General features: G+C 65.5%; 1 protein-coding gene. It reads left to right on the forward strand.

Features of this window, described 5'->3' with window-relative positions:
* Positions 1-232, forward strand: a 232-nt coding sequence (locus AC3A6Y_RS35100; RefSeq protein WP_487872804.1) for a DUF4158 domain-containing protein, incomplete at both ends; no start/stop codon positions are given.

A 232-nucleotide genomic window follows, 5' to 3' on the forward strand; every position in this document is an offset into this window, starting at 1 on the left:
CCTGACGGACTTCGACCTCCAGCACTTTTTTCAGCTCGGAGATGGCGACGTTCTGTCGGTCCGCCAGCGATTTCGATGCGACCGCCGGGTCGCCGGCGCACTGCAACTGCTGTTTCTGCGCGCGTGCGGCCGTCCGATGGATCGCTTCTCCGTCTTGCCTCGCAACCTGTTGCGGTACGTGGCGGAGACGCTGGAAGCGGCCCCGCTGTCGATCGCGAGCCTGCGCAGTCTC

It is taken from the genome of Variovorax sp. Soil_C_17 (genome assembly GCF_057657265.1).